Source organism: Cellulomonas marina (assembly GCF_900111925.1).
Lineage (GTDB): Bacteria > Actinomycetota > Actinomycetes > Actinomycetales > Cellulomonadaceae > Cellulomonas > Cellulomonas marina.
Map to the genome: position 1 here is coordinate 312761 of NZ_FOKA01000001.1, position 24688 is coordinate 337448.

At 75.1% G+C, this 24688-nt stretch carries 20 protein-coding genes; 14 read left to right on the forward strand and 6 right to left on the reverse strand.

Features of this window, described 5'->3' with window-relative positions:
• Positions 1 to 33 precede the first annotated feature (33 nt).
• The gene (locus BM048_RS01420) at positions 34 to 780 is read left to right on the forward strand and encodes a CofC family guanylyltransferase (protein ID WP_239078839.1); all 747 of its coding nucleotides are present in this window, start codon (positions 34 to 36) and stop codon (positions 778 to 780) included.
• 57 nt (positions 781 to 837) lie between these two features.
• Here the strand turns inward: BM048_RS01420 and cofD are convergent, their stop codons facing one another.
• From cofD to BM048_RS01445, 5 genes are all read right to left on the reverse strand, one after another.
• The gene (gene cofD, locus BM048_RS01425) at positions 838 to 1899 is read right to left on the reverse strand and encodes a 2-phospho-L-lactate transferase (RefSeq protein ID WP_090030023.1); all 1062 of its coding nucleotides are present in this window, start codon (positions 1897 to 1899) and stop codon (positions 838 to 840) included.
• Complete coding sequence (locus tag BM048_RS01430; protein WP_090030025.1) at positions 1896 to 2792, reverse strand: ATP-binding cassette domain-containing protein; 897 nt, start codon at positions 2790 to 2792, stop codon at positions 1896 to 1898. Before BM048_RS01430 ends, cofD begins: the two co-directional genes overlap by 4 nt.
• A complete protein-coding gene (locus tag BM048_RS01435; RefSeq protein WP_090030028.1) occupies positions 2783 to 3961 on the reverse strand; it encodes a putative F420-0 ABC transporter permease subunit in 1179 nt (392 codons plus the stop codon). Before BM048_RS01435 ends, BM048_RS01430 begins: the two co-directional genes overlap by 10 nt.
• Positions 3958 to 5061: a putative F420-0 ABC transporter substrate-binding protein gene (locus BM048_RS01440; RefSeq protein WP_090030030.1), complete on the reverse strand. Its 1104-nt coding sequence runs from the start codon at positions 5059 to 5061 to the stop codon at positions 3958 to 3960. Before BM048_RS01440 ends, BM048_RS01435 begins: the two co-directional genes overlap by 4 nt.
• Positions 5062 to 5364: 303 nt before the next feature.
• Positions 5365 to 6375 carry a LacI family DNA-binding transcriptional regulator gene (locus BM048_RS01445; protein ID WP_090030033.1) on the reverse strand — a complete coding sequence of 337 codons (1011 nt, stop codon included), beginning with the start codon at positions 6373 to 6375 and terminating at the stop codon, positions 5365 to 5367.
• Between the two features lie 352 nt (positions 6376 to 6727).
• Between BM048_RS01445 and BM048_RS01450 the strand changes: the two genes are divergently transcribed.
• From BM048_RS01450 to BM048_RS01460, 3 genes are all read left to right on the forward strand, one after another.
• Entirely contained in the window at positions 6728 to 7234 is a 507-nt protein-coding gene (locus BM048_RS01450; protein ID WP_090030035.1) for an alpha/beta hydrolase, read from the forward strand.
• 15 nt (positions 7235 to 7249) lie between these two features.
• On the forward strand, positions 7250 to 9328 hold the full coding sequence (locus BM048_RS01455; protein WP_090030037.1) for an alpha/beta hydrolase: 2079 nt from the start codon (positions 7250 to 7252) through the stop codon (positions 9326 to 9328).
• Between the two features lie 127 nt (positions 9329 to 9455).
• Positions 9456 to 10592 carry a COG1470 family protein gene (locus tag BM048_RS01460; protein ID WP_090030039.1) on the forward strand — a complete coding sequence of 379 codons (1137 nt, stop codon included), beginning with the start codon at positions 9456 to 9458 and terminating at the stop codon, positions 10590 to 10592.
• Positions 10593 to 10698: 106 nt separating this feature from the next.
• On the opposite strand, the gene BM048_RS01465 is transcribed toward BM048_RS01460, so the two are convergent.
• On the reverse strand, positions 10699 to 11754 hold the full coding sequence (locus BM048_RS01465; protein WP_373308423.1) for a LacI family DNA-binding transcriptional regulator: 1056 nt from the start codon (positions 11752 to 11754) through the stop codon (positions 10699 to 10701).
• Positions 11755 to 12256: 502 nt separating this feature from the next.
• On the opposite strand from BM048_RS01465, the gene BM048_RS01470 reads away from it, so the two are divergent.
• The 10 genes from BM048_RS01470 (at position 12257) to BM048_RS01515 (ending at position 24637) form a co-directional block, all read left to right on the forward strand.
• Positions 12257 to 13228 carry a carbohydrate ABC transporter permease gene (locus tag BM048_RS01470; RefSeq protein WP_239078838.1) on the forward strand — a complete coding sequence of 324 codons (972 nt, stop codon included), beginning with the start codon at positions 12257 to 12259 and terminating at the stop codon, positions 13226 to 13228.
• Positions 13225 to 14208 (forward strand): carbohydrate ABC transporter permease, encoded by a 984-nt coding sequence (locus BM048_RS01475; protein WP_090030043.1) that lies wholly within the window; start codon positions 13225 to 13227, stop codon positions 14206 to 14208. Before BM048_RS01470 ends, BM048_RS01475 begins: the two co-directional genes overlap by 4 nt.
• A gap of 94 nt (positions 14209 to 14302) precedes the next feature.
• Complete coding sequence (locus tag BM048_RS01480; RefSeq protein WP_090030045.1) at positions 14303 to 15646, forward strand: ABC transporter substrate-binding protein; 1344 nt, start codon at positions 14303 to 14305, stop codon at positions 15644 to 15646.
• Positions 15647 to 15817: 171 nt separating this feature from the next.
• Positions 15818 to 17326 (forward strand): arabinosylfuranosidase ArfA, encoded by a 1509-nt coding sequence (arfA, locus tag BM048_RS01485; protein WP_090030047.1) that lies wholly within the window; start codon positions 15818 to 15820, stop codon positions 17324 to 17326.
• 2 nt (positions 17327 to 17328) lie between these two features.
• Positions 17329 to 18372 (forward strand): glycoside hydrolase family 43 protein, encoded by a 1044-nt coding sequence (locus BM048_RS01490; RefSeq protein ID WP_090030049.1) that lies wholly within the window; start codon positions 17329 to 17331, stop codon positions 18370 to 18372.
• Positions 18369 to 20375 (forward strand): right-handed parallel beta-helix repeat-containing protein, encoded by a 2007-nt coding sequence (locus BM048_RS01495; RefSeq protein WP_090030051.1) that lies wholly within the window; start codon positions 18369 to 18371, stop codon positions 20373 to 20375. The genes BM048_RS01490 and BM048_RS01495 overlap by 4 nt, the downstream gene beginning before the upstream one ends.
• Before the next feature lie 80 nt (positions 20376 to 20455).
• On the forward strand, positions 20456 to 21445 hold the full coding sequence (locus BM048_RS01500; protein WP_239078837.1) for a sugar phosphate isomerase/epimerase family protein: 990 nt from the start codon (positions 20456 to 20458) through the stop codon (positions 21443 to 21445).
• Positions 21442 to 22335 (forward strand): NAD(P)-dependent oxidoreductase, encoded by an 894-nt coding sequence (locus BM048_RS01505; RefSeq protein ID WP_090030053.1) that lies wholly within the window; start codon positions 21442 to 21444, stop codon positions 22333 to 22335. The genes BM048_RS01500 and BM048_RS01505 overlap by 4 nt, the downstream gene beginning before the upstream one ends.
• Entirely contained in the window at positions 22332 to 24164 is a 1833-nt protein-coding gene (locus tag BM048_RS01510) for a dihydroxyacetone kinase family protein (RefSeq protein ID WP_090030055.1), read from the forward strand. Before BM048_RS01505 ends, BM048_RS01510 begins: the two co-directional genes overlap by 4 nt.
• On the forward strand, positions 24161 to 24637 hold the full coding sequence (locus tag BM048_RS01515; protein ID WP_090030057.1) for a ribose-5-phosphate isomerase: 477 nt from the start codon (positions 24161 to 24163) through the stop codon (positions 24635 to 24637). The genes BM048_RS01510 and BM048_RS01515 overlap by 4 nt, the downstream gene beginning before the upstream one ends.
• The last annotated feature ends 51 nt before the right edge of the window (positions 24638 to 24688 follow it).

Here is a 24688-nt window from a genome sequence, read left to right on the forward strand (position 1 = left end):
GCGAGGTGGACGACGGCGTGGTGAGGTAGCGGCGTGACGACGTCCGGGAACGGGATGCGGTGGGCCGTGGTGGTCCCCGTGAAGGCGGCTGCGCTGGGGAAGTCGCGGCTCGTGCGGCCCGTCGGCGAGCTCGAGGTCGCAGCCGACGGGGACGAGGCGGACCGCGCGGCCCTCGTGCGCGCGATGGCGGTCGACACGATCGTGGCAGCCGCGACGACGCCCCGGGTGGCGGCCGTCCTCGTGGTCACGCCGGACGCCTCGGTCGCCGCGGAGCTGGACGGGCTCGACCTGCCGGTGCCGGTGACCGTGGTGCCGGAACCTCTGCACGACGGAGGTCCGGGCACCGGTGCTGGTCCCGAGCCGAGGTTGGACGCTGCCGTCGCGGCAGGGGTTGCGGCGGCGCGCGGGTCGGACGTGCTGGCTCCGCCGGCCGAGGCCGTGGCGGTGCTGCTCGGGGACCTGCCGGGGCTGCGGCCTGCCGACCTCGAGGACGCGCTCGCGCTCGCGGCGGGGCACGGCAGGGCGCTCGTGCCCGACGCGGCCGGGACCGGGACGACCCTGCTCACTGCGTGGTCGACCGAGCCCGACGTCCCGCTGCCCACCCGTTTCGGGCGTGGTTCGGCGCAGGCGCACGCCGCGCTCGGCTACGTCGTGATGGACGACGTCCCGATCACGTCGAGCCTGCGGCACGACGTGGACGTGCACGCGGACCTGGTGCTCGCGGAGCGCGACGGGCTGGGGCCGCGCACGCGGGAGGTGCTCGCGCGGTTGGAGCGGTGAAAGGGTCGCAGCGCAGAGGTCGACGTGACCGATGTCGGGAGCGGTGCGGCGGGCTGGTCAGCGCGTGCGGCGGCGGACCTCGTCGGCCAGGGCGAGCGCGTGGGCGGCGATGGCTGCGGTGGCGGGCACATCGCGCATGAGCGTGTCGGTGACGGTCACCGGCCAGCCCTCGCCGACGAGCGACTCGGCGGCGGCCCGGTCCTGCTCGTCGACCAGCCAGCCGTCGAGGACGCCGGCAGGGAGAGCTTCCCGGTCGGTGACGTCTCGGTCGGCGCGGTCACGGGCGTCGTCGCCGAGCTGGGCTCCTCGTCGTCCGTAGTGGCGGGCGATGGCGTCGGCGGTGGTGGCCACGCCGATCGCCCGCAGGCAGGCGTCGGCCATGCCGCGAACCGGGGCGCCGCCGACGACCGGGGCGATGCCGACGACCGGTGCCGCGGTCGTCGCGAGCGCGTCGCGGATCCCGGGGACCGCGAGGATCGTCCCGATGCTGACCACCGGGTTGGACGGCGGCAGGAGGACGACGTCGGCCGTCGTCAGCGCGTCGAGGACGCCCGGGGCCGCGACGGCGTCCTCCAGGCCGACCTGGACGAAGCGCCGCGCCGGCAGGGCGGCCCGGTGCCGCACCCACCACTCCTCGAAGTGCACGAGCCGGCCGTCCTCGAGCTCCACGTGCGTCTCGACCGGCGTGTCCGCCATGGGCAGGAGGCGCGCGCCGGGGGACCACCGCCGGCAGAGCCGCTCGGTCGCCTGCGAGAGCGTCAGGCCCTCCCGCAGCCACTGGGTGCGGGCCAGGTGCGTGGCGAGGTCGAGGTCGCCGAGGGTGAACCACTCCCAGCCGACGTCGTAGGCCGCGAGGTCGGCGGAGACCCGCGAGGACTCGTCGCGGCGGCCCCAGCCCTGCCCCTCGTGCACGGCACCGCCGAGGGTGTACATGAGCGTGTCGAGGTCGGGGCAGACGCGGACGCCGTGCAGCCACACGTCGTCGCCGGTGTTGGCCACGACGGTGACCTCCGCGGTGGTCCCACCGGCCCCGTCCGGGGCCACCTCGCGCAGGTGCGCCAGCAGGCCCCGGGTGAACCGGGCGCCGCCGATGCCCCCCGACAGCACGGTGACCCTCACCGCAGCACCTCCGCCGGCTGCTGCCGTGATGCGGGCGCCGACGACGGACCGCCGGTCCCGGGTGCCGGGCCGTCGAAGGCGATGACCGGGCGGCCCGTGCGCGGGTGGACGAGCACCTCGCAGCGCACGCCCCATACCGCTTCGACCAGCTCCGGCGTGAGCACCTGCGCGGGCGGTCCGGCCGCGACGAGCCGACCCTCCGACAGGACGAGCACGTGGTCGCACCACGCGGCGGCGAGGTTGAGGTCGTGCAGCGCCGCCACCGCGGTGGTACCGCGGTCCCGCACGAGCGCGAGCGTCGTGAGCTGCGCGCTCACGTCCAGGTGGTTGGTGGGCTCGTCGAGCAGGAGCAGCGTGGGCTCCTGCGCCAGCGCTCGGGCGATGTGCACGCGCTGACGCTCCCCGCCCGACAGCGCCGACCAGGGCCGGTCGGCCAGGTGGCCGGCGTCGACGGCGGCAAGCGACGCGGCGACGACCGCCGCATCCCGGGTCGCGTCGCTCGCGCCGCGGTGGGGGATCCGGCCGAGCGCGACGACCTCGGTGACGGTGAAGGGGACGGCCGAGGTCGACTCCTGCTCCAGCAGGGCCACGGCGCGGGCGCGGCGGCGGCGGGGCAGCCGGGCGACGTCGTGGCGCTCGGCGCTGGGGCCGTCGGCGGTGCGCTCGTCGAGCACATCGACGAGGACCGCGCCCGCGTCCGGCGCCCGCAGCCCGGCGAGCAGCCGCAGCAGGGTGCTCTTGCCGGCGCCGTTCGGGCCGAGCAGGCCGGTGAGCCGTCCGGGGGGTGGCGTGGCGTCGACCCCGTCGAGCACCCAGCGGCCGCCGAGCCGGGCGCCGACGCCGGCGAGGTGCAGGCCCTCGACGCGGAGGGCGGGCCCATCGGTCAGGCCCATGCCGGCCCCCGTCCCCGGCGCAGCAGCACCGCGAAGACGGGCACGCCGATGAGGGCGGTGACGATGCCGACGGGCAGCTCGCGCGGCTCGAAGACCGTGCGCGCGAGGGTGTCGGCCCAGACGAGGACGACCGCGCCCGCCAGGGCGGCCACGGGCAGCAGGCGCCGGTGCGACGGGCCGGTGAGCGTCGCGACCGCGTGCGGCACGACGAGGCCGACGAAGCCGATGGACCCGCTGACCGCCACGAGGCAGCCCGTCAGGACGGCGACGAGGACGAGCAGGGTCCAGCGGGTGCGGTCGACCGCGACGCCGAGGGCCGCCGCGGCCGTGTCGCCGAACGCGAAGGCGTCGAGCCGTCCGGCGGCGGCGGCGAGCACCGTGCCCACGACGAGCACGGCCAGGCCGGCGATGCCGACCGACGACCAGTGCGCGCCGGCGAGCGAGCCCATGAGCCAGGTGAGGATCTCCCGGTAGGAGTCGCCCTGCGCGGTCCAGAAGATGACGAACGAGGTCAGCGCCGCGCACAGCTGCGACACCGCCAGCCCCGCGAGCACGGCGCGGCCGGGGCTGAGCGCGGCCCCCGTGCGCGCCAGCGCGAGCGAGGCCAGGAGCGCGGCCAGCGCCCCGACGAACGCCGCCACCGGCAGCAGCACGCCCAGCCCCAGCAGCAGCACGGCGACGGCGCCGACGGAGGCCCCTGACGACAGCCCCAGCAGGTACGGGTCGGCGAGCGGGTTGCGGGTCAGGCTCTGCATGACCGCGCCGGCGAGCGCGAGCCCCGCCCCGACGGCCGCCGCCGTGAGCACGCGGGGGAGGCGGATCTGCCAGACGATCGCGTCCTGCAGCCGGTCGAGCGGCACGACGTCGAGCCCGGCGTGCGTCCCGACGGACCGGACCACCTCGGCGACGCCGAGCCCCGACGCGCCGAGCGTCACGGCGACGAGGACGCTCGCCAGCAGGACGAGCGCACCCGCGCCGACGAGCAGCGTCAGCGGGGCACGGCGCCGCGCGGTGGTGCCGCCTCCGGCGTCGCGGCGCTCGTCGTGCCGGTCGTCGTGCGGGTCGTCGTGCTGGCCCGCGCCGGACGCGTCCAGCCGGGCGGGGACGCGCGTGCCCCAGGGCCGACCGCCGGTGGGGCCGTCCGTGCGCGCGGGCTGCGTCGTCGTCATGAGCCGGACGCCACCCCCAGGTCGGCGAGCTGCTGCGCGATGGACGCCGCCGCCTCGACGTTGCGCACGCCGCCCTCCGTCGCCGCGAAGGGCACGGTGACGTACCGGCGCTCGCGCACGGCGGTGAGGGCGGCCGTGGCGGGGTTCGCCTCGAGCGCGGCGATCTTGCTCTCCGCGGTGTTCCAGGCCGCGTCGACGAGAACGACGACGTCCGGGTCGGCGGCGACGACCTGCTCCCAGCCGGCGCTGGTCCAGGTGTCGTGCACATCGGCGAAGACGTTCTCGAGGCCGACGGCGTCCATGATCATCTGCGGCGCCCCGATGCCCGCGCCGACGTACGGGGTGTCGGACCCGGACGAGTACCACAGGGCGCTGGTCCCGGGCTCGAGCGCGGGCACCTCCGCCAGCGCCGCCTCCTGCTCCTCCACGAGCGCCTCGGCCCGGTCCGGGACGCCGAGGACGGCGCCGACCTGGCGGATCTCATCGAACACCGTCCCGAACGTCAACGGGTCGGGCTGGTACGCCGGCCCCTTGCAGGCGGAGGCGGCGACGTAGCTGGCGATGCCGAGGTCGGCCAGGGCGTCGCGCTCGCCGGCGCCGTCCGCGGAGAAGTTCGACTCCCAGCCCCCGAGGACGAGGTCGGGCTCGAGCGCCAGGACGGCCTCCTGCCCGGGGACTCCGTCGGACACGACGGGCACGGCGGCCGCCTCGTCGGCGAGGTCCTGGGGGTAGGGCCCGTCGAGGAACGCGGCCCCGACGACCCGGTCGGCCAGCCCCAGCGCGACGACGAGCTCCGTCGTCGAGGACTTGATGGTGACGAGCCGCTCCGGCGCGGCGTCGAGGGTGACCTCCGTGCCGCAGTTGTCCACCGTGACGGGGAACGCGGCGGCGGACGGCGTACCGGCGTCCGTGGCCCCGGTGCTCGTGGCGGCCGTCGGGGCCGCGCCGGGCCCGGTGCCGGCGGCGCCCGAGGCGCACCCGGCCAGGGCGAGCACGGCCACGACGGCAGGCACCGCGGCCGGGACGAGGGCCGGCACGAGGGTGCGGGAGCGGCGCCGGGGCGTCGCGGTGCGGTGCGCGCGGGGGCGACCAGGGAGCATGGGGGAGGTCCTCCGGGACGTGCAGTTGCACCCGCCGGGCGCGCGTGGGCGCGGCGGGCGTCGTCGCTCGGGGCGTCCGTCCGCGGGTGCGCGGACGGGCGGGGCCGGTGCACGTCGCACCGTGGCGGCCGGCCAAGCAGGACCGGCACGACCCGGCCAGAGAGGGGGCCGGGCTCCGGGGCACAGCCTAGGCACGCCGGGGAGGTCGGCGCACACGCCCCGACGCCGACCCGGCCGGCCGTCGGCGGTCCGTGGACGCACGTCCGCCGCCTGCGACGACGGGGACCGGGGACCGGTCGGCCGTCAGCGCGTGCTCTCGCGCAGGACGAGCCGCGCGGTGGCGGCGGTCGTCGGGTGGGGGAGCCGACCCGCCGGCCCCCCGGCCTGGATGCGCGCCTCGAGCAGGTCGAGGACCAGCTCGGCCATCTCCGCGTTGCCCGGCTCCACCGAGGAGAGCCGCGGGACCATGAAGTCGGTCTCGGGGCCGTTGTCGAACCCGACGACCTGCACGTCGGCCGGCACGCGCAGGCCCAGGTCGGCCAGCGCCCGCAGCGCCCCCATGGCGAGGGCGTCGGTCACGCAGAAGACCGCGTCGAAGGCGACGCCGCGCTCGTGCAGGGCCAGCACGGCGCGGTGGCCCTGCTCCCAGGTGTAGGGCGCTACCTCGACGACGAGCGCGGGGTCCACCTCGCGCCCCACGTCGTCGTGCGCCTGCCGGTACCCGCGGGTGCGCAGCGAGGCCATGTCGTGCGTGTCCTCGTGCCGGCCCCCGACCATCGCCACCCGGTGGGAGCCCGTGCGCAGCAGGTGGGTGGTGGCGTCACGGCTGCCGCTCACGTTGTCCATCATCACGTGCTCGAAACGGCCCGGTACGGGGCTCTCCCCGAGGAAGACCACCGGCGTCTGCAGGTGCAGCCGGGCGAGGTCGGCGGCCTTCAGCCGCACGAGGTGGACGACGGCCCCGTCGTACCGGCGCAGGTGCCCGAAGGACAGCGCCTCGAGCTCGTGTTCCCGCGTGCCGCCCGTCCGCTCGAGGAGCAGGTGGCGGCCGCGGCGCCGGGCGCCGTCCGACAGGCGGTCCGCCAGGTGGGCGTAGTAGGGGCTGTCCAGCTCGGGCAGCACGAAGCCGATCGCGCCGGTCCGCCCGGTCCGCAGGCTCCGCGCGGTGGCGTCGACGACGTAGCCCAGCTCGTCGATGGCGGCCAGCACCCGCAGGCGGGTCTCGTCGCCCACCCCCGGACGGCCGTTGACGACGTTCGAGACCGTCATGGTCGACACCGCGGCGGCGCGCGCCACGTCGGCCATCCGCACCATGGGCTGATCCTCCCACCCGCGCTGCCCACTGCAGGGCCCGCGCCGCTGCGCGCCCTTGACACCCCCACCGGGCGGGCAGAGGATGCAGGAGTAGCATACGACGTCGTAAAACTGCACGTCAGCACCGTACGACGTAGTACGTTTGTGCAACCTCCGCTTGCCGTGCCGGCCTGGCGCGGCACCTGGTCGCGCACCGAGCGTGGCGGCCGGCGGCGGGCACCTCAGAGCAGAGGAGTCATCGAGTGGGAGCAGTCATGCACAGCAGACGCCTCCGTCCGGCGGGCCACCGCCGGGCGGTCGCCGCCGCGACGGGGTGCGCCATCGCCCTCGGGGGGGCGTCGGCGTCGCCGGCGTGGCCCACGCCGACACGCCGTGGCTGACCGTCGACGCGGACGGCTTCGCACGCTTCACCATCCCGGTGGACGAGGTGCGCGAGGCGGTCGGCGAGGACGTCAGCCAGATCGTCGCGGAGGGCAACTTCGGGCCCTCCGCCAACTGGGCCGAGTTCGGGCTCACCCTCCGCGGCGACACCGCCACGGGCGTCCTCGGACCCCTCGAGCCGGGCGCGTACTACTACCAGATCACGGCCGACGACCACCTGACCGTCAAGGACCCGACGAACCCGACGTCCGTGGCGTCCGAGCCGGAGTGGAGCACGTTCCTCGTCGCCGGCGAGGGGGCCGAGCTCCTGGCCGACGCGCCGGAGGGCGCCCGGGGCGAGGTCGTCGAGCTGAGCTACGACAGCTCGGTCGCCCGCGAGGAGCGCCGGGCCCTCGCCTGGACGCCGCCGGGGTACGACCCCGACCGGGCCGAGCCCTACCCCGTGCTGTACCTCCAGCACGGCGGCGGGCAGAGCTAGCGCGACTGGGTCGAGGTGGGCCGCGCCGCCCAGATCCTCGACAACCTGTCCGCCGACGGCCGCATCGCGCCCATGGTCGTCGTCATGGGCAACGGCAACGTGCCCAGCTTCCCCGACGAGCTGCTGCGCAACCTCACCCGGGCGGCGGAGTCCGCACTGAACATCAGCGACGACCCGGCGCGCCGTGCGCTCGCGGGGCTGTCCATGGGCGGGGGCCAGGCGTTCGAGGTGCTGCGGTCCGACCCGGGTGCCTTCGCCGCGGTCGGGACGTTCGGCGCCGGCCGGTTCGGGGACCTCGAGAGCCTCCCCGTCGGCGAGATCAATGCGGGCACGGACCTGCTGCGGCTCTACGTCGGGAACCCCACGGACGTCGCGTACAACGACGTCGAGGACGCGCTCGGGCGGCTCGGGGCGCTGGGCGTGGAGCACCAGTTCGACGGTGCCAACCCGGACGCCGGGCACAACTGGGACGCGTGGCAGGAGAACCTCGCCGACTTCGCCCAGCGGCTGTTCCGGGACGACGTCCCGCCCGCCGGCATGAGCCCCGGGCACCTGCCGATCGACGGCCCCTTCGAGACGCCGGCCCCGGGCACCACGCCGACGCCGTTCGTCAGCGAGGACGGGTACGTCACCTTCGAGACGACGACCGAGTTCGCCGACGCGGAGCACGTCACGGTCTGGGCGAACTGGGGGCCGAGCCACCTGTGGACCCGGGTCGAGCTCGGCAAGGCCGGGGATCGCTGGCGCGGCACCGTCGGCCCGCTGGACGCCGGCTGGTACCACTACCGGCTCATCGTCGACATGGTGCCGACGAAGGACACGAGCAACCCGACGAGCGTCACGAGCGAGCCCGCCTGGAGCCAGTTCTTCGTGCCCGGTGACGCGGCCCGCCTCGTCGCCCCCGTGCCCGAGGGGCAGGGCGGCACCGTGCAGGAGCTGATGTACGACAGCGCGGTCGCCGGCCAGGAGCGCACGGCCCTCGTGTGGACACCTCCGGGCTACGACGCCGAGCGCGCCGAGCCCTACCCCGTGTTCTTCCTGCAGCACGGCGGCGGCCAGTCGTACACCGACTGGCTGGAGATGGGCCAGGCGAAGAACATCCTCGACCACCACGCGCTGGACGGGAACCTCGAGCCGATGGTCGTGGTGATGGGCAACGGCAACGTCCCGGACTTCACCGCCGAGCTGTTCGAGAACCTCGTGCCGGCGGCCGAGGCGGCGCTCCACATCAGCGACGACCCGGCGCGCCGGGCGCTCGCAGGCCTGTCGATGGGTGGCGGCCAGACGATGCGGGTCCTGGCGCAGCGGCCCGGGGAGTTCGGGTACGTGGGGGCGTTCTCGGCCGGCATCTCCGGCGACGGCGCGGACCTCGACGTCGACGCCATCAACGCGGGCACGACGCTGCTGCGGCTGTACAACGGCAACGTCACGGACTTCACGTACGGCTCCGTGGTCAACACCCTCGAGGTCTTCGAACGGCTGGGCGTGCGGCACGAGTTCGACGGGTGGTTCGAGGGCCCGCACGGCTGGGACACCTGGCAGCACGCCCTGGCCGACTTCGCGCCGCGCCTCTTCCGCGAGGCCACGGCCGAGGACGGCGGAGGCATCGCGATCGACGCCACGGTGCCCCAAGTGGCCGACGGGTTCCTGTCGCTCACCGTGGCCGAGTACGGCGAGCGGGTCACGCTGGGGGAGGTCCGCAACGCCGGCGACCGCCTGGTGACCGCCGGGGCGCTGCCCGGCATCACCGTGACGGACTCGCGCACCGACGAGCAGGCGGCCGGCTCCGGCTGGGCGCTGTCCGGCCAGGCCTCGGCCCTCGTCGGGGCGGGGGAGCCCATCACCGCGGAGCACCTGGGGTGGACGCCCGCGCTGCAGGACGGCCGTGACGGCGTCACCGCCGGGCGTCCCGTCGCCACGCTGCTCAGCGGCGGTGCCGGCCTCGCGACGCCGCAGCGCCTCGCCGAGGCCGACGGGGAGGGCCGTGCCGGCTCCGTCACCGCCACGGCGGAGCTGCGGCTGGAGGTCCCCGTCGACACCGCCCCGGGCACCTACACCGGTGCGGTGACGGTGTCCCTGTTCCCCGTCGACTGAGGTCGACCGGTCGCCGCGCGACCGACCCGACGACCGACCCGACGACCGAGCCGACGACCGAGCCGACGACCGACCCGACGATCCACGGAACGTCCGACGCGAGAGCCGTCGGACGGGAGGGGCGACGATGACCCGTCCGCGCACCCGCACCCGCACCGGACCGCGCACCCTCGTGGTCGCGGGGCTCGTCGCGCTCCAGCTGCTGACGGCCGGTGCGGCCACCGCCACGGCGGGCGCTGCCCCGGAGGGTGTGGAGGAGCAGGCCGCGACCGCCCCCGACGAGGGCCGGCGCACCACCTGGACCGTCCGCCCGGCCGGCGCCGACGGCCCCGACGGCCGCACGTCCCTGCGGCACGCCGTCGAGCCCGGGCAGTCCGTGGCGGACCACGTGGCGGTCACGAGCTTCGGCCCGGACGCGGCCGTCTTCCGCCTGTACGCCAGCGACGGGGTCACGGGCCCGGACGGTGCCTTCGACATCCTGCCCGGCGGGCAGGCGCCCACCGACGGCGGCGCCTGGGTCGCCCTCGGCGACGTCCCTGGCGCGACCCGCGAGGACGACGGCTCCCTCACCGTCGAGCTGGCACCCGTCGCGACCCTCCTCGTCCCGGTGACCGTCGCCGTCCCCGCCGACGCCACGCCGGGCGACCACCCGGCGGGGGTGGTGGCGCAGGTCGTCCCGTCGACCCCCCAGGCGGTCGAGGTCGCCTCCCGCGTCGGCGTCCGGCTGCACCTGCGCGTCCCCGGCGAGCTCCTCGCCCGGGTCGAGGCGCGGGACGTCCACGCGACGTGGCAGCCGTCGTGGAACCCACTCGCCGCCGGCACCGTCGTCGTCGGCTACACGCTGCACAACACGGGCAACGTCCGGGCCGGCGCCGACGCACGCGTGTCGGCCGCCGGCCCGCTGGGAGCCCTGCCGTCGCAGGCGCGGGGCGCGGAGCGCGAGCTGCTGCCGGGGCAGGTGCGGCAGGCGGAGGTGCGGGTGCCGCTGTGGGGCCTGCTGCGGGCGCGCGCGACCGTCTCCGTCGCGGCCACCCCGGTGGGGGACGACGAGCAGGTGGCGTCCGCGCCGACGGCCCGGGCACAGGCGGTCGTCTGGGCGGTGCCGTGGACGCAGGCGCTGCTCGTCGTCCTGGTCGCGCTGGTCGTGGTGGTGCGCGTGCGGTGGCGCCGCACGTCCGAGCGCCGGGTCCAGGAGCGCATCGACGCCGCGGTCGCGGCCGCGACGGCGAGCCGCAGGGCGTCCGCGCCGACCCCGGCCCCATAGGGGGCTGACCCGCCGCGCGCGGCCCCTGCCCGGCGCCCTCCCGGGCCGACCCCGCGGGATCGTCCCCGGCCGGGCTCGCGGCCGCGACGGGGCGGAGACGTCCGGGTCAGGCGGTGCCGGCGGGGTGGGCCGACGCGCCGGGACCGACCGTCGACTCCCGCGCGACGACGCGGAAGGCCGCCTTGTGCAGGCGGGGGGCGTGACCCGAGCCGGCGCCCCAGGCGATGCGCTCGACGAGCATGGCGACCGCCGTCTCGGCGATCTCGTCGCGCCCGGGGTCGATGCTCGACAGCGACGGCAGGGTGAACCGGCCGAGCGTGATGTCGTCGAAGCCGATGACGGCCACGTCCTCGGGCACGCGCCGCCCCGCCTCCCCGAGGGCACGCAGCGCACCCACCGCGAGCGTGTCGTTGAGCGTGAAGATCGCGTCGACCTCGATGCCCTCGGCGAGCAGCCGGCGCGTCGCGGCCGCGCCGTCCTCGGGCAGCCACGGGGCGACCTCCCGCTCCAGCCGCGGGTCCTCGGGCAGCCCGGCCGCGGCCAGCGCCTCGCGGTAGCCGCGCACGCGCAGGTCGGAGGGGCGCAGCTGGCCGGAGCGGTGGTCCGGGTGGGCGCCCAGGACGGCGATGCGGCGGCGCCCCAGCCCGACGAGGTGCTCGACCGCCGCCCGCGCGGCCTCCACGTTGTGCATCGTCACGTGGTCCGTCGGGCCGCCGAAGATGCGCTCGCCGAGCAGCACGAGCGGGTACTCCACGCCGTCGAGCAGACCGCGGTCCTCCGTGCCGAGCTTCTCGGGGCTGAAGAGGAGCCCGTCCGTCTGCCGCAGGCCGTTGGCCAGCACGGCGATCTCGTGCTCCCGGTCGACGCCGACCTGCCCGACGATGACGCCGAGGTTGCGGCGCTCCGCGGCGGCGAGGACGGCGTCGGCCAGCTCGGCGAAGTACGTCTGCCGCAGGTCCGGGACAGCCAGCCCGATGACCCCGGTCCGGCCCGACCGCAGGCCGCGCGCCGACAGGTTCGGGCGGTACCCGAGCTCGGCGATCGCGCGCTGCACGCGCGCCCGGGTCTCCGGGTGCACGTGGGGGTGGTCGTTGACCACGTTCGACACGGTCTTGTTGGAGACGCGCGCGAGGAGCGCGACGTCACGCATGGTCACGCTCAAGGTGGCCGCTCCGCGCTCTCGTGCCCGGTCGTGCGCGGGGCACGGCCGGGGCGTGGGGTGGTCCCGGTCCTGCGGTCCGCCGTCCGGGCCCGCCCGGCGCCGGGTCGGCCGGTGCTCCCCGGACCCTACCGCGCAGGCCCTCGCCACCAGGCGTGACGCTCAGCACCCGGTGGCCCGCACTCGCGCGTGGCGTCGCGGACGGCGCCTCCGTCGCCAGGCACCTCCTTCCCTGCACCCGCGGGGGCGTCGTCCGGACGGCCCCCGGCACGCGGACCCGCCGCCCGCCGGCGGAGCGGCCACCAGCACCTCCGTCCTGTGTCTTGACACCAGGCGCCAGGAGCGGCAACGATGACGTCACGGCACTTACGACGTAGTAAATTTGCACGTCGGAACGCTGTATCGTCATAGTGTCGACGATCACGACCGGCACCGGTGCCGGTCCGCACCTCGATCACGGCGGTGCGCGGTCGGCACGACGTTCTCGACGGAGAGAGGTCACCAGGTGAGCACCGAGGTCATCCGCCCCGGCCCCCCGCCCACGCGGCAGCGGCGGCCCCTGCCGGTGGGTGCCAGGCTGAAGGGCCTGCTGCACTCGCAGAAGGCGGCGCCCTACTTCTTCATCGCGCCGTTCGTGGTCACCCTGCTGGCGTTCTGGGCCGTGCCCCTCGCGCGCACCTTCGTCATGAGCACCCAGGAGGTGCTGTTCGGCGAGTCGGCGTTCGTCGGCACGGAGAACTACGAGCGCCTGTGGCGGGACCGCATCTTCTGGCAGGCGCTGTTCAACAGCGTCCGGTACATGGTCCTGACGCTGGTGCTGCTCATCCCGATCCCGCTGGTGCTGGCCGTGCTGCTCAACTCGAAGATCGGCAGCCCGCGCGTCAAGGCGCTGTTCAAGGCGTCGATGTTCGTCCCGGCCCTGACGTCGGTGGTCGTCGCCGGCATCATCTTCCGGCTCATGTTCGCCGAGACGGGCACGGGCCTGGTCAACCAGGTCCTCGGGTTCGTCGGGCTGGACCCGGTGCGCTGGCTGCGCACGGACACGGGCGGCCTCGTCGCCCTCCTCGCCCTGGCGATGTGGCGCTACACCGGCGTCAACATCCTGTACTTCCTGGCGGGGCTGCAGTCGATCCCCGACGAGTACTACGAGGCCGCCTCCATCGACGGCGCCAACCGCGTGCAGCAGTTCTTCCGCATCACGCTGCCGAACCTGCGCCCGACGATGGTCTACGTCACGACCATCAGCATCTACGGCGGCCTGGCGATGTTCCTCGAGAGCTTCATGCTCTACGCCGGCAACAACTCGCCGAACAACCAGGGGCTCACGGTCGTCGGCTACCTGTACCGGCGCGGCATCGAGGAGAACGACCTCGGCTTCGCGTCCGCGGTCGGCGTGGTCCTCCTCGTCGTCATCATGACCATCAACCTCACGTACCTGAAGCTCTCGGGCACCTTCGCGAAGGACGGGGGACGATGAGCGCCGCGACGCCCACGCGGCGCCCCGGGGACGAGGCGTCCGGCGTGCCGGGTGCCGTGGCCGACGTGGCGGCGTCCGCCGCCGACGAGGCGCGGGGCCGGTCCCGCGGCGGGGGTCGACGCGGCGGTGCGCCCCGGACGCGGTATGAGCTCCCGCGAGGCCTGCACGCCGCGGTGCAGACGGGGTTCTTCGTCGTCATCGGGCTCGTCGTGCTGGTGCCGCTGGTCGCGATCTTCGCGGGCACGTTCCAGGACGGCAACCAGATCATCCGACGGGGGCTCGCCCTCGACATCGACCCCTCGTCGCTGTCGCTCGACAACTACGTGATGCTCTTCACCGACTCCGGCCTGTACTTCCGGTGGTTCGTCAACTCGGTGGTGCTGACCGCCGTGCAGGTGGTCCTCACGTTGCTCGTCTCGTCCTTCGTCGCCTACGGGTTCGCGATGTACGAGTTCCGGGGGAAGAACTTCTGGTTCTTCACGGTCCTGCTGCTCATGACGGTGCCGTTCGAGATCATGATGCTGCCGCTGTTCGTGCTCGTGAACGACGTCGGGCTCGCGGACTCCTACGCCGTGGTCGTGTTCCCGTTCCTCGCGGCGTCGGTGACCATCTTCTTCTTCCGGCAGTACTTCCTGGGCATCCCCAAGGAGCTGCTCGAGGCCGGCCGTGTGGACGGCGTCACGGAGTTCGGCATCTTCTTCCGGATCGTCCTGCCCATCGCGAAGCCGGCGATGGCCGCGATGGCGATCCTCAACGGGATGGTCATCTGGAACAACTTCCTGTGGCCGCTGCTGGTGCTGCGGTCCGCCGAGAAGTTCACGCTCCCCATCGGGCTGAACACCCTGCTGACGCCCTACGGCAACAACTACGAGCTGCTCATCATCGGCTCGTTCTTCTCCCTGCTCCCGGTCCTCGTGCTGTTCCTCCTCTTCCAGCGGTTCTTCGTGGCGGGGATGACGGCCGGGGCGCTCAAGGGGTGACCGACCACCACCTCGTCCGAGACCGCACGACGAGCCGCACGACCCGCAGGACGACCCGCACGACGACCCGCACCATGACGAAGGAGTCACCCGCATGACCAGGACGCGCAGGTCCATCTCGCTCGCCGCCGCCGGCGTCGCCGGAGCGCTCGTGCTCGCCGCGTGCAGCGGCGGCGGTGGGGGAGGCGGCGAGCCCGCCGCCACGAACGCCGACGGCTCGACCCCGCTGAACATGTGGGTGTTCGCCGAGCTGCACGGCACCTACTACGAGCAGATGGCGGACCTCTGGAACGAGGAGAACCCGGACCGCCAGGTCGACCTCAACGTGACCGTGTACCCGTACGACGACATGCACAACAAGCTGCAGCTCGCGGCGAACTCCGGGGAGGGCATGCCCGACCTCGTCGACATCGAGGTCAGCAAGTTCTCCAAGTTCGTCACCGACGACGGGCGCACCCCGCTCATGGACCTCACCGAGGTGGCGGAGCCGTACCGGGAGGACGTCGTCGAGGCGCGGCTGGACCTCTACAGCCGCAACGACACGGTCTACGGCCTGCCCACGCACGTCGGCGCGTTCGTCACGTTCTACAACGCCGCCCTGCTCGAGGCCGCCGGCATCGACTACACGACCATCGAGACCTGGGACGACTTCCAGGAGGCCGGGGCGGCGTACAACGCCGCGACGGGGAAGCAGTTCGGCGTGGCCAGCACGGGCGTCGACATGGTGGAGCCGCTCATGGTCGCCCAGCTCGGCGGCACCTTCTTCGACGAGGACGGTGCCGTCGCCGTCAACAGCCCGGAGGTCGTCGAGGCCCTGGAGAAGGAGCAGGAGATGCAGGAGGCAGGCGCCATCTCGACCATCCCCGGCGGCAGCCCCGACGACGAGGAGGCGTTCGGCGCGATCGCGAACGGCGACTACGCGGCCATCGTCTACCCGGCCTGGTACACCTCGCGCTTCGTCGACTACATGCCCGACCTGGCCGGTGACATCGCCATCGCGCCGGCGCCGACCTTCGAGGACGGCGTCGTCCAGACGATCGGCGGCGGCGGCACCGGGACGGCCGTGGCCGACTCCTCGCCCGTCAAGGACGTGGCCGCCGAGTGGCTCGCGTTCGCCAAGCTCTCGCCCGAGGCGAACGTCGCCGTGTGGGAGGTCCTCGGCTTCGACCCGGTCAACATGGCCATCTGGGAGGACGAGGAGGTCACGAAGAACCCGGACAACAAGTTCAACCAGTACTTCCGGACGAACCTGTTCGACGTCCTCAACGAGGTGAAGGACGGCATCGGGCACTTCGAGTCCTTCAGCAACGCCAACCTCCCGGCGGTCGACGACGTGTTCACCACGACGACGTTCACGCAGATCTTCGAGAACGGCGTGCCGGCCAAGGAGGCCCTGGACCAGGCGCAGCAGGACCTGGAGAACCAGATCGGCGGCTGACCGCCGCACGAGCAGCACCCGCCCCCGGGCGTCGGCACGAGCCGGCGCCCGGGAGGCGCGGCGCGGACCGACCGCGCCGTCGGCCCGTCGCGCCACCGGCGCGAGGGCCACCTCCCCTCCTCCCCGACGACCGGCCGCACCGCGCGCCCGACCCACCCCAGGAGCACCCGCATGCAGACCGGCCAGCTGTCGATCGACCCGGCGTTCGTCGTGGCACCCGTCAACCGTCGGCTCTTCGGGTCGTTCGTCGAGCACATGGGCCGCTGCGTCTACGGCGGGCTGTACGAGCCCGACCACCCGACGGCCGACGCCGACGGCCTGCGCGGCGATGTCCTGGCGCTCGTCCGCGAGCAGGGGGTGACGGCGGTGCGCTACCCCGGCGGCAACTTCGTGTCCGGGTACCGGTGGGAGGACGGCGTCGGCCCGGTCGAGGACCGCCCCACGCGGCTCGACCCGGCGTGGCGCACGGTCGAGACGAACGCCTTCGGGCTGAACGAGTTCATGCGCTGGGCCCGCAAGGCCGAGGTCGAGCCGATCATGGCGATCAACCTGGGCACCCGCGGCCTGCAGGAGGCCATCGACCTTCTCGAGTACGCGAACCACCCCGAGGGCACGGCGCTGTCGGACGCGCGGGTCGCGCACGGCGAGAAGGAGCCGCACGACATCCGCATGTGGTGCCTGGGGAACGAGATGGACGGCCCGTGGCAGCTCGGGCACAAGACGGCCGAGGAGTACGGCCGGCTCGCGGCGGAGACCGCCCGCGCGATGCGGCAGTTCGACGCCTCCCTCGAGCTCGTCGCGTGCGGGTCCTCCGGCCGGAACATGCCCACCTTCGGGGCGTGGGAGGCCACGGTCCTCGAGCACGCCTACGACGTCGTGGACTTCGTCTCCGCGCACGCCTACTACGAGCTCGAGGGCGACGACGTCGCCAGCTTCCTCGCCTCGTCCGCCGACATGGACCGGTTCATCCGGGAGGTCGTCGCCACCGCGGACCACGTGGGGGCGCGCCTGTCGTCGACGAAGCGGATCCAGATCTCCTTCGACGAGTGGAACGTCTGGTACCTGAAGTCCCTGCAGGCCAGCGGCATGCCCGAGGACTGGACCGCCGCGCCGCCGCTCAGCGAGGACGCCTACACCGCCCTGGACGCGGTCGTCGTCGGGTCCCTGCTCGTCACGCTGCTGCGGCACGCCGACCGCGTCACCGCCGCGTGCCAGGCGCAGCTCGTCAACACCATCAGCTCCATCCGCACGGAGCCGGGCGGCCGCGCCTGGCGGCAGACCACCTTCCACCCGTTCGCGCTCACGGCGCGGCACGCGCAGGGACGGGTGCTCGACCTGCGGGTCGACGCCCCCACCCTGTCGACGACGAAGCACGGCGACGTGCCGGCGCTCGACGCGGTGGCGACGCACGACGCCGAGGCGGGCCGCGTGGCGGTGTTCGTCGTCAACCGCGACCCCGACGCGCCGGTGTCGCTGGCCACGGACCTGCGCGGCTTCGGCGGCGCCCGCCTGGTCGAGTCCGCCCTGCTGGGCGGGGAGGACCTCACCGCGGTCAACACGGCCGACGACCCCGACCGCGTCACGCCCCGGGCCCACCCGGACGCGCGCGTGGACGGCACGACGCTGCGCGCGGAGCTGCCGGCGGCGTCGTGGAGCATGTTCGTGCTCGAGGTCGGCTGACGGTGCCGACGTCCGGGACCGGGCCGGCCGCGACGTCCGGCGGCGGCGGCGCCGCGGCGCCCCGCCGCCCGGAGGATCCCTTCGGCTACCTCCTGGTGCACTTCGTCGAGGACCCCGACGGCTACGGCGAGCAGGTGCACCTCTCGCTCAGCGACGGCGACGACCCGCTGTCCTGGGTGCGGCTGAACGGCGGCCGTCCCGTGCTGCGCTCGGACGTCGGGACGACCGGGATCCGCGACCCGTTCGTCGTCCGCGGGGCGGGGGAGTTCTTCCTCGTCGCCACCGACCTGCGCATCTACGGCGGCGACGACGCCGGCTGGGACACGTGGCGCCGGCGGGGCAGCCGCGACGTCCTCGTCTGGCGCTCGGAGGACCTCGTCGGGTGGATCGGGCCGTGGACGCTGACGGTCGCCCCGCCGGAGGCCGGGATGGCGTGGGCGCCGGAAGCCGTCTTCGACCCGGACCGGGGGGAGTTCCTCCTCTTCTGGTCCTCGGCGCTCTTCGCCCCGGACGACGAGGAGCACCGCGGGGACGGGTACAGCCGCGTGCTGGCGGCGTGGACGCGGGACTTCCGGACGCTCGGGCCGGTGCAGGTGATGGTCGACCTCGGGACGGACGTCATCGACACGACCGTGCTGGTGCAGGACGGCGTGGTGCACCGCGTCTCGAAGCAGGAGTCCTTCGACGAGGGGTCCTTGCGCGTGCACCACGAGGTCGGCCCCGGCCTCCTGGCGGACGGGTTCCGGACCGTCGCCACCCGGATCGGCACCGACCGCTACGACCGCCTCGAGGGCCCCGTGCTGCTCAAGGACCACCACGAGGACGTCTGGTACCTGTTCCTCGACCAGTACGACCGGCGGCCGCAGGGGTACGTCGCCCTGCGCACGACCGACCTGGCCGGCGGCCGGTGGGAGCACGTGCCCGCCGACCGGTTCCACCTGCCGCCCGACACGAAGCACGGCGGCGTCCTGCCGCTGCGCGGCGACGAGTGGGACCGGCTGCGCGCCGCCTACCCCGCCGCCGAGCACGACGAGAGGCAGGCATGACCCGCTACCACGTCGCCACGACGGGCGCCGACGACGCCGAGGGCACCGCGGACGCACCGCTGCGCACGGTCAGCAGGGCGGCGGCCCTCGCGCGGCCGGGCGACACCGTCACGGTCCACGCGGGGGAGTACCGCGAGTGGGTGCGGCCCGCCCGGGGTGGCCGCAGCGACACCCGGCGGATCACCTACGAGGCGGCCCCCGGCGAGCACGTCGTCATCAAGGGGTCGGAGCGCATCACGGGCTGGACCCGGGCCGACCTGGGTGGGACGGGTGCCGGCACCGGCGCCGGCACCGGCACAGGTACCGGCACCGTCCGGACGGTCACCGTGCCCGCCGGCCTGTTCGGGGACTTCAACCCCTTCGCCCACGAGGTCGACGGCGACTGGCTGCTGCACCCGCCGACGGGGGAGCGCGCGCACCTCGGGGAGGTGTACCTCGACGGCAGGAGCCTGTACGAGGTGCACGACCGCGCGGCCGTCGTCGACCCGCCCCGGCGGACCACCGCCGTGGACCAGTGGACCGGCCGGCAGCAGCCGCTGCCCGACCCCGACGCCACGCGCCGCGTCTGGTACGCGGAGGTCGGTCGGGCGGCGACGACGATCTGGGCGAACTTCGGCGACGTCGACCCCGGCGACGCGATCGTCGAGATCAACGTGCGGCGGTCCGTCTTCTACCCCGACGAGCACCACCTCGACTACATCACCGTGCGGGGCTTCGAGCTGGCGCAGGCCGCCACGCCCTGGGCGCCGCCCACCGCCGACCAGCCCGGCCTCGTAGGGCCGAACTGGGCCAGGGGCTGGGTCATCGAGGACTGCTTCATCCACGACGCGAAGTGCTCCGCGGTGTCCCTGGGCAAGGAGGCGTCGACGGGGCACAACCTGTCGACGCAGCGCGGTGACAAGCCGGGCTACCAGTACCAGCTCGAGGCCGTCTTCGCCGCGCGCCAGATCGGGTGGGACCGCGAGCACGTCGGCTCGCACGTCGTGCGCCGCAACACCATCACCGACTGCGGGCAGAACGCCGTCGTCGGGCACCTCGGGGCGGTGTTCTCGACGATCGAGGACAACCACGTCGCGCGCATCGGCACGAGGCGCCAGTTCGTCGGCTACGAGATCGCGGGCATCAAGCTGCACGCCGCGATCGACGTGGAGATCCGCGGCAACCACGTCCACGACTGCACGCTCGGCATCTGGCTGGACTGGCAGACGCAGGGGACCCGGGTCACCCGCAACGTCCTGCACGACAACACGCGCGACCTGTTCGTCGAGGTCAGCCACGGCCCGTACGTCGTCGACCACAACGTCCTGGCGTCGGCGGTCGCGGTGGAGGTGTTCAGCCAGGGCGGGGCCTTCGTGCACAACCTCGTCGGGGGAGCCGTCCGGCTGGAGGCCGTGCTGGACCGCGCCACGCCCTACCACCGGCCCCACAGCACGCAGGTGGCGGGGTACGCCGTCGTCTACGGCGGGGACGACCGCTGGGTCGGCAATCTGTTCCTCGGCGGCGACGCGACCTCCGCGTACGTGCCCGGCACGGCCGGGTACGGCCCGGTCGACGTGGGCACGGCGGGGTACGACGGCTGCCCGGCCACGTTCGACGAGTACCTCGCCGGCCTGGGCCCGGGCGACCACGTGAGGTTCCACGGCCACCGGCAGCCCGCCTACGTGCACCACAACGTGTACGCCAACAGCGCGCGGCCGTACGAGCAGGAGCGCGGCGCGGTCGTCCTGCCCGGGCCCGTCGCGTGGGGGCTCGTCGTCGACGACGGGGCCGTGCACCTCGAGCTCGACCTGCCCGAGGCCGCCGTCGCGCCGGTCCTCGACGTCGTCACCGGCGCGGACCTGCCTCCCGTGCGCTTCGTCGGCGCGGACTTCGAGGCGCCCGACGGCAGCCCCGTCGTCCTCGGCACGGACCTGCGCGGCGACGCCCGGACGGCCGGCACGGCCTACCCCGCCGGGCCGCTCGTCGCCCTGCCCGCCGGACCCACCCGGGTCCGCATCCGCTGACCGCGGGGCAGCCGCGTGCCCTCGACCCGACCCACCACCGACGCGTCACCGACCCACCACCGAACCCGACCGGAGGCCCCGTGAGCCGCCCCCAGCCCCCGTACAGCAGCGCCACGTGGCCCGTCGCGGCCGCGATGCTGCCCTTCCCGCCGTCGCAGGACGCGTCCGCGGACACCTGGCACGACCAGCTCGCGGAGGTCGCGGCCGAGGGCTTCACGGAGGTCGACCTGACCGACGGGTGGGTGCGGGCCGGCGACCTGGAGCCGGGCAGGCTCGCGGAGCTCGCGGACGTGCTGCGCAGCACCGGCCTGCACCCGGAGGCGCTGTCGGCCATCCGGCGCAGCGTCATCGACCCCGAGGCCGGCGAGGACAACCTCGCCTACTCCCACCGCACGATCGACGCGGCCGCCGAGCTCGGCTGCTCGGTCGTCAGCGTCGGGCTGCACCGGCCGCTGACCGAGGCGCAGCGCCGGGTGCTGTGGTTCTGGACGGTCGACGGACCCCGGGACGACGACTCCGCCGAGACCTGGGCGCTCGCGGTGCGGCGGCTGCGGGAGCTCGGCGAGCACGCAGCCGACGCCGGGCTGGCGCTGTCCCTGGAGATGTACGAGGACACGCTGCTCGGCTCGGCCGACTCCGCCGTCCGGCTCCTCGAGGACATCGGCCACCCGTCCGTCGGCCTCAACCCCGACCTCGGGAACCTGTTCCGCCTGCACCGGGACGTGGAGGTGTTCCAGGAGGCCGTGGCCCGCACGCTGCCGGTGGCGAACTACTGGCACGTGAAGAGCTACCACCGTGACACCGACCCGCGCACGGGCGCCGTCGTGGCCGTGCCGGCGCCGATGTACGCCGGGTCGCTCGACTACCGGTCCGCGGTCCGGCACGCCGTGCAGGTCGGCTACACCGGTCCGTTCTGCGTCGAGCACTACGGCGGCGACGGGCTGTCCGTGGCGGCGGAGAACCGCACGTACCTGCGCAAGCTGCTCGCGGTCGCGACGGGCGAGGTGGCCCGGGCCGCCCGCGCGGGCGCGTCCACGGCGGCGGCGACGGCGGCGGGGGCGTCCCGGTGACCGCCCGCGTGGCCGTCCTCGGCCTGGGGGCCATGGGCCTGCCGATGGCGACCCACCTGGCCCGCGGGCACGCCGTGACGGGCTTCGACGTCAGTGCCGAGCGGGTCGCGCTCGCCGGCGACGCCGGCGCGGCGGGGGCGTCAACGCCCGCCGAGGCCTGCGCCGGGGCGGACGTCGTCCTCGTCGGCGTGCGGGACGCGGCCCAGCTCGCCACGGCGCTGTTCGGGGAGGGCGGCGCGGCCGCCGCGCTCGCCGCGGGCACGGCCGTCGTCCTCACCTCGACCGTCGGCGTCGACGCCGCCCGCGCGGCCGCCGACCGCCTGGCCGCCGGCGGCGTGCACCTCGTCGACGCGCCGGTCAGCGGCGGTCCCGTCCGGGCCGGCACGGGCGACCTGCTCATCATGGTGGGCGGCCCGGGGGAGGCGCTGGACCGTGCCCGCCCGGTGCTGGAGGCGCTGTCGTCCACGCTCGTCGTCGCCGGCCCCCGCGTCGGCGACGGGCAGCTGCTCAAGACCGTCAACCAGCTCCTGTGCGGCGTGCACACCGCGGCCGCCGGGGAGGCCCTCGCGCTCGCGCACGCGCTCGGCCTCGACCTCGACGCGACGATCGACGTGCTGGGCCGGGGCGCCGCCGCCTCGTTCATGCTGGCCGACCGCGGCCCGCGCATGGCCCAGCGCCTGCGCGGCGAGGAGCCCCCGCTGCGCTCGCGGCTCGACGTCATCTCCAAGGACATGGGCATCGTCGCCCGGCTCGCGCACGAGGCGCACGTCGCCACCCCCGTCGCCGCGGCGGCGGAGCAGCTCTACCGGCTGGCCGAGGGACGGGGCCTGGCCGCCGCCGACGACTCCGTCGTCGCCACGACCCTGGGACCCGCGGAGGGACGAGCATGACGACCCTGGTCAACGACCCGGCACGCTTCACGGAGGAGGCGCTGCGCGGCTTCGTCGACGCGCACGCCGACGTCGTGCGGTCCGTCCCCGGCGGCGTCGTGCGGGCCACGCCGACGCGGCCGGGCAAGGTCGCCGTCGTCGTCGGCGGGGGCTCCGGGCACTACCCGGCCTTCTGCGGGCTCGTCGGGCCCGGCTTCGCCGACGGCGCCGTCGTCGGGGAGGTGTTCACCTCGCCGTCCGCCGCCGACGCGGCGTCCGTCGCCCGGCACGCGGCCGGTGACGCGGGCGTGCTCCTGCTGACCGGCAACTACGCGGGCGACGTCATGAACTTCGGCCTGGCCCGCGACCGGCTCGTCGCCGAGGGCATCGACGCCCGGTACCTCGTCGTGACGGACGACGTCGCCAGCGCGCCGCCAGGCGAGAGGGACCGGCGCCGGGGGATCGCCGGGGACCTCACGGTGTTCAAGGTCGCCGCGGCCGCAGCGGAGACCGGCCTCGACCTCGACGGCGTCGAGCGGGCGGCGGCGCACGCCAACGACCGCACCCGCACGCTCGGCGTCGCCTTCGACGGCTGCACCCTGCCCGGCGCCGGCGCGCCCCTGTTCACGGTGCCGGACGGGATCATGGGCATCGGGGTGGGCATCCACGGCGAGCCCGGCATCGGGGAGGTCGCCCTCCCGACCGCCGCGGAGCTGGCCGCCACGCTCGTCGAGCGCGTCCTCGCCGAGGCCCCGGTGCCGGGGCCCGCCCGCGCGGCGGCCGTGCTCAACGGCCTGGGCCGCACGAAGTACGAGGAGCTGTTCGTCGTGTGGTCCGGCGTCGCGCCGCTGCTGCGCGAGGCCGGCATCACGGTCGTCGAGCCCGACGTGGGGGAGCTCGTCACGAGCCTGGACATGGCGGGCTGCTCCCTGACGCTCATGTGGCTCGACGAGGCGCTCGAGACGTACTGGCGAGCGCCGTCCGGTGCGCCGGCCTACCGCAAGGGCGTGCTGGTCGCGGCGGACCCGGCGGCGGACCCGGCAGCCGGCACGACGGTCGGCACGGCGGCGGGCACGGGGACGGCGACCGCCGCGTCGGCGGCCGCCGACGACGGGCCCGACGACGGCCACGACGACGACGCCGGTCCGGTGGCCGCGCCGGCGAGCGACCAGGCCCGGGGCCACGCGGCACTCGTCGTCGCCGCGCTCGAGGACGCGGTGGCGGCGCTCACGGAGGCGGAGGAGCGGCTCGGCCGGCTGGACGCGGTCGCCGGCGACGGCGACCACGGCCGCGGCATGGTCCGCGGGGCCTCGGCCGCCCTCGCCGCCGGGCGCGCGTGCGCGCAGGACGGCGGCGGGCCGACGGCCGTGCTCACGCAGGCGGGCCAGGCGTGGGCGGACCGGGCCGGGGGCACGTCCGGCGTGCTGTGGGGCGCGATGCTGGAGGCGGCGGGACGCTGCCTGCGGGACGACGACGAGGCGTGGCGGCGGTGGGAGGCCGACGCGCCGGGCGTCGTCGCCGAGGCCGTGCGCGCGGGCGTCGACGCGTTGCGCTCCCTCGGGAGGGCCGAGCCCGGGGACAAGACGATGCTCGACGCCCTCGAGCCCTTCCACGCCGAGCTCGCGGGCCGGGACGCCGACGAGGGTGCCGCCGCCGCCTGGGCGCGGGCCGCCGAGCGGGCGTCCCGCGCCGCCGAGGACACCGCCGCGCTGCGCCCACGGGTGGGCCGCGCGCGCCCGCTCGCCGAGCGCAGCGTCGGCTCGCCGGACCCGGGTGCGGTCTCCTTCGCGCTCGTCGCCACCGCCGTGTGCGCCCGGCACACGGCTCCCCGCACCCTGGAGGACGCATGACGCAGCCGCTGCGGGTCGTCGTCGGCAGCGACGACGCCGGCCTGACCTACAAGGACCTCATCCGGGACGCGCTCGAGCACGACGACCGGGTGGCGGCCGTGACCGACGTCGGCGTCGGGGCCGACGAGCACACCGCCTACCCGCACGTCGCCGTCGAGGCGGCGCGCCGCATCGCCGGCGGTCAGGCCGACCGTGCCGTCCTCGTGTGCGGCACGGGCCTGGGCGTGGCGATCGCCGCGAACAAGGTCCCCGGCGTGCGCGCCGTGACCGCCCACGACAGCTACTCCGTCGAGCGGACGGTCCTGTCGAACGACGCGCAGGTGCTGTGCCTCGGGCAGCGCGTCATCGGCCAGGAGCTCGCGCTGCGCCTCGTGCGCGAGTGGCTGGGCTACCGGTTCGACCCGACCTCGGGGTCCGCCGCCAAGGTGGACGCCATCCGCGGCTACGAGCCGGACGCCCCCGCCGGCTGCTGAGGGGCCCCCGGGCGCGACACCACGGCCACGCCGTCCGACCGTGCCTCCCGG

Excerpts from the sequence above, each read along its gene's own strand:
- BM048_RS01430 (WP_090030025.1), bottom strand. The coding sequence starts at position 2,792 with ATGGGCCTGACCGATGGGCCCGCCCTCCGCGTCGAGGGCCTGCACCTC.
- BM048_RS01435 (WP_090030028.1), bottom strand. The coding sequence starts at position 3,961 with ATGACGACGACGCAGCCCGCGCGCACGGACGGCCCCACCGGCGGTCGG.
- BM048_RS01440 (WP_090030030.1), bottom strand. The coding sequence starts at position 5,061 with ATGCTCCCTGGTCGCCCCCGCGCGCACCGCACCGCGACGCCCCGGCGC.
- BM048_RS01445 (WP_090030033.1), bottom strand. The coding sequence starts at position 6,375 with ATGGTGCGGATGGCCGACGTGGCGCGCGCCGCCGCGGTGTCGACCATG.
- BM048_RS01460 (WP_090030039.1), top strand. The coding sequence starts at position 9,456 with ATGACCCGTCCGCGCACCCGCACCCGCACCGGACCGCGCACCCTCGTG.
- BM048_RS01475 (WP_090030043.1), top strand. The coding sequence starts at position 13,225 with ATGAGCGCCGCGACGCCCACGCGGCGCCCCGGGGACGAGGCGTCCGGC.
- BM048_RS01480 (WP_090030045.1), top strand. The coding sequence starts at position 14,303 with ATGACCAGGACGCGCAGGTCCATCTCGCTCGCCGCCGCCGGCGTCGCC.
- arfA (WP_090030047.1), top strand. The coding sequence starts at position 15,818 with ATGCAGACCGGCCAGCTGTCGATCGACCCGGCGTTCGTCGTGGCACCC.
- BM048_RS01495 (WP_090030051.1), top strand. The coding sequence starts at position 18,369 with ATGACCCGCTACCACGTCGCCACGACGGGCGCCGACGACGCCGAGGGC.
- BM048_RS01510 (WP_090030055.1), top strand. The coding sequence starts at position 22,332 with ATGACGACCCTGGTCAACGACCCGGCACGCTTCACGGAGGAGGCGCTG.
- BM048_RS01515 (WP_090030057.1), top strand. The coding sequence starts at position 24,161 with ATGACGCAGCCGCTGCGGGTCGTCGTCGGCAGCGACGACGCCGGCCTG.